Below are 4,043 nucleotides of genomic sequence, written 5' to 3' on the forward strand. Positions count from 1 at the left end.
CCTTCATCGAGAAGGACAGTTCGATCAACGACCACATCGAGCAGATGCGCCTGTCCGCCACCAAGGCGCTGATGGAGCGACGCGACGCGATCATCGTTGCATCCGTGTCCGCAATCTACGGTTTGGGCGACCCGGAGTCCTACTTCAAGATGGTGCTGCACGTGGTGGTCGGTGACCGCATGGGCCAGCGCGAAGTCATCCGTCGGCTGACGGAGATGCAGTACACCCGCAATGACATGGAGCTCAAGCGCGGCACCTACAGGGTGCGCGGTGAGACCATCGATATCCATCCCGCGGAATCCGACGAGCAGGCGGTGCGCATCGAACTCTTCGACGACGAGGTCGAAAGCATCAGCTATTTCGACCCGCTAACGGGGGAGGTGCACCAGAAGGTGCCGCGCGCGACGATTTACGCCAAGTCGCATTACGTAACCCCGCGGCAACGCCTGCTGAGCATGTTCGACGCCATCAAGGAGGAGCTGCGCGAGCGCCTGGAGTACTTCCGCGCCGAAGGCAAGCTGCTGGAAGCGCAACGACTGGAGCAGCGCACCACCTTTGACCTGGAGATGATCCAGGAGATCGGCTACTGCTCGGGTATCGAAAACTATTCCCGCTATCTGTCCGGACGCGCGGCCGGCGAGCCGCCGCCCTGTCTGTTCGACTACCTGCCCCCGGATGCCCTGGTTGTCATCGATGAGTCCCACGTGACCGTGCCGCAGATCGGCGGCATGTACCGCGGCGACCGGGCGCGCAAGGAAACCCTTGTCGAATACGGCTTCCGTCTGCCCTCGGCGCTGGACAACCGCCCGCTGAAGTTCGAGGAGTTCGAACGGCTGGTGCCGCAATCGATCTTCGTGTCGGCCACCCCGGGCTCCTATGAAGCGGAACACACCGAGCAAGTGGTCGAGCAGGTGGTCCGGCCTACCGGCCTCGTGGACCCTGCCGTGGAAGTGCGCCCCGTGGGCTCGCAGGTGGACGACCTGCTCGGCGAGGCCCGCCTGCGCGCGGAGCGCGGCGAGCGCGTCCTGGTCACTACGCTGACCAAGCGCATGGCGGAGGATCTCACCGACTACCTGCACGAGAACGGGGTGCGCGTGCGCTACATGCACTCCGACGTGGATACCGTCGAGCGGGCCGAGATCATCCGCGAGCTGCGCCTGGGCAGTTTTGATGTTCTGGTGGGCATCAATCTGCTGCGTGAGGGTTTGGACCTGCCTGAGGTCTCGCTGGTGGCCATCCTCGATGCCGACAAGGAGGGCTTCCTGCGCTCAGAGCGTTCCCTCATCCAGACCATCGGACGCGCGGCGCGGCACCTGGAAGGGCGCGCCATTCTCTATGCCGACAAGATCACCGACTCCATGCGGCGCGCCATCGACGAAACCGAGCGTCGTCGTGACAAGCAGCTCGCGCATAACAAAGCACATGGCATTACGCCCAAGGGCATCCGCAAACGCATCGACGACGTCATGCACGCCGGCTACGAAAAGGCCGTGGAGGGTGGTACGGACCGCAGCCTGAAAGCCGCCGAAGCACCGGCCGGTTACGAGCGCGTCCCCGCGGATCAGATCGGCAAGAAGATCGCCAAGCTGGAAAAGGAAATGTTCGAAGCGGCGCAGAATCTCGAATTCGAGAAAGCCGCCCGACTGCGCGACGCCGTTCGCAAGCTACGTGAGGAAGGGCTGATCAGCGCTGCATGATCGCGACGTTCAGGGGCAAATAAGTGCGAGCTTTGGAAAAGAGTGCTGGTAGCGCTTTGCATCGCGGGTCAACAGTGTCATGCCTGCAATTGCAGCGTGCGTCCCTATATGGAAGTCAGGCAGGGGGGAAGAGCGCGTCCCCTTTGCGCTGCGGTATGCAAGATTGGCCTTGCCTGCCAGAAAACCCGCATCCCATGGCAATGGCACCCGGCGGAACACGCTGGCAGGGAGAGCGTCTTCGAGTTCTTCAATCCGGTTGAAGCCAACGGACACCTCTGCATATACCAGTGGGTTGATACACAGATCGGCGGTTTCAGCACAGGCCTCCAATTGGCTTGCCGACCATTCGTACCATTGCGCGTCGTCAGTCAGCACATCCAGGAGCACGTTTGAATCAACCAGCACCTGGTTCATTGCGCACGTGTGAGCGCGAGTATCTCTTCGGTTGTGAATCCAGCGGTTGCCTTTCCGCGCATTCGCTCGGTTATTCCACCCAAGAGTAGTGCACTGGAGTCATCCGGCACCTTTGTGGCTTCCTGCAATGCGGCGATACGCACGAAAGCGGCCACGCTCATTCCGCGCTTCCTCGCGGCCTCGGCGATTTTTCGCTTTTTTGCAATGCCGATGCGAAGTTCAAAGCGCTCTGACCCTCGCTTCATGAGCCGCTCCACTGCTGTACGGTAAAGTACCGCACTGCGCGATGGTGCGAAACACAAGCGGCCCTCCGTGACAAAATAAGACAGGAAAGCGCTTCAAGCTTCGGCTGAAGCAGCGCCGTGCTTACGTTCCTAAAAGTTTTGCGCTGCAAAACTCGTTACTTACAGGTTAAACCCTACAACTTTGGTGCAGTGCAAAAGCGGACTGCGTGAGGGGCCGCTATGATGCGCACCCGTTCATCTGCCTGAAACAGACCATGCGCCTGCTGATCGCTCTCCTAACGGCTCTTTTCCCCGTTATGGCCTCTGCGGCCGAAACCCCGCAGACCGTCGATTTGACAGGCTCCACCGTCGGTATTCTCGCTTTGTGCGTCTTCGTCATCGCCTACGTTCTGGTGGTGGCGGAAGAATGGTTGCACCTGCGCAAATCCATTCCCGTGCTGCTGGGCGCGGTCATCATCTGGACCATGATTGGCGCCACCTACGCCAGCATGGGCGATACCGAGATCGTGCACCGCACGGTTCAGCACAGCCTGATCGAGTTCGCGGAGTTGTTCCTGTTCCTGCTGGTGGCGATGACCTACATCAATACGCTGGATGAGCGCGGGGTCTTCGATGCCCTGCGCGGCTGGCTGGTGTCACGCGGCTTTTCCCTGCGCACCCTGTTCTGGCTGACCGGCCTCATTGCCTTCTTCCTGTCGCCCATCGCGGACAACATGACCACGGCCCTGGTTATGGCTTCCGTCGCCATCGCGGTTGGCGCAGGGCATCCGCGCTTTGTCACCGTGGCCTGCATCAACATCGTGGTCGCTGCCAACTCGGGCGGTGCCTGGAGCCCTTTCGGCGATATCACGACCCTGATGGTGTGGCAGAAGGGCGTCTTCCCGGCGCATGAATTCCTGGTGCTCTTTGTTCCGGCGCTGGTGAGCTGGATCATCCCAGCCGCGATCATGGCGACGCAGGTGCCCAAGGCCACGCCAGAACCGCTTGCGGTGCGCCCGGTCGTGCGGTTTGGCGGGCTGGTCATCATCGGCATGTTCATCGGCACCATTGCCCTCACCGTCACCTTGCACGCGGCCTTCCACCTGCCGCCTGCACTCGGCATGATGGGCGGCCTGGGCGCGCTCATGCTGATGAACTACACCCTCAACCGCATCGGTGCGCTGCACAAGGATGGGGAAGTCCACCACCAACTGATTGACCAGGGTGGTTTGAGCGGCGCCGAAAGCAGCGATCCGTATCAAGAGAACAAAGGCCCCCGCCTCAACACCTTCAATCAGGTGGCGCGCTCGGAGTGGGACACGCTGCTGTTCTTCTACGGCATCATCATGTGCGTGGGTGGCTTGGGCACACTCGGTTATCTGTCGGTGGGGTCCGAGATGCTCTACGGCGAATTGGGCCCAACGGTGACCAATATCCTGATGGGCGTCATCTCGGCCGTCATCGACAACATCCCAGTGATGTTCGCCGTGCTCAGCATGTACCCGGACATGAACGACGGGCAGTGGCTGCTGGTCACGCTAACGGCCGGCATTGGTGGTTCACTGTTGGCCATCGGTTCAGCCGCCGGTGTGGCGGTCATGGGAACGGCCCGCGGTTACTACACCTTCTTCGGGCATCTGCGCTGGTCATGGGCCATCGGCCTGGGCTACGGCGCGGGCATCTGGACCCACTTCCTGCTCAACGGCAA

At 61.3% G+C, this 4,043-nt stretch carries 4 protein-coding genes; 2 read left to right on the forward strand and 2 right to left on the reverse strand.

All coding sequences use genetic code 11. From position 1 onward, the window contains the following. The coding region (gene uvrB, locus MRY84_RS20235) for an excinuclease ABC subunit UvrB (RefSeq protein WP_290566919.1) at positions 1-1,697 on the forward strand (1,697 nt) is incomplete at its 5' end. Positions 1,698-1,706: 9 nt separating this feature from the next. On the opposite strand, the gene MRY84_RS20240 is transcribed toward uvrB, so the two are convergent. Further along, complete coding sequence (locus tag MRY84_RS20240) at positions 1,707-2,111, reverse strand: type II toxin-antitoxin system VapC family toxin (RefSeq protein WP_223056578.1); 405 nt, start codon at positions 2,109-2,111, stop codon at positions 1,707-1,709. Then, positions 2,108-2,356 (reverse strand): DUF1778 domain-containing protein, encoded by a 249-nt coding sequence (locus MRY84_RS20245; protein ID WP_223056577.1) that lies wholly within the window; start codon positions 2,354-2,356, stop codon positions 2,108-2,110. The genes MRY84_RS20240 and MRY84_RS20245 overlap by 4 nt, the downstream gene beginning before the upstream one ends. A 254-nt stretch (positions 2,357-2,610) precedes the next feature. Between MRY84_RS20245 and nhaD the strand changes: the two genes are divergently transcribed. Beyond that, positions 2,611-4,043, forward strand: a 1,433-nt coding sequence (gene nhaD / locus MRY84_RS20250; protein ID WP_291507481.1) for a sodium:proton antiporter NhaD, incomplete at its 3' end; no start/stop codon positions are given.

It is taken from the genome of Acidovorax sp., assembly GCF_022763525.1.
Taxonomy (GTDB): Bacteria; Pseudomonadota; Gammaproteobacteria; order Burkholderiales; family Burkholderiaceae_C; genus Acidovorax.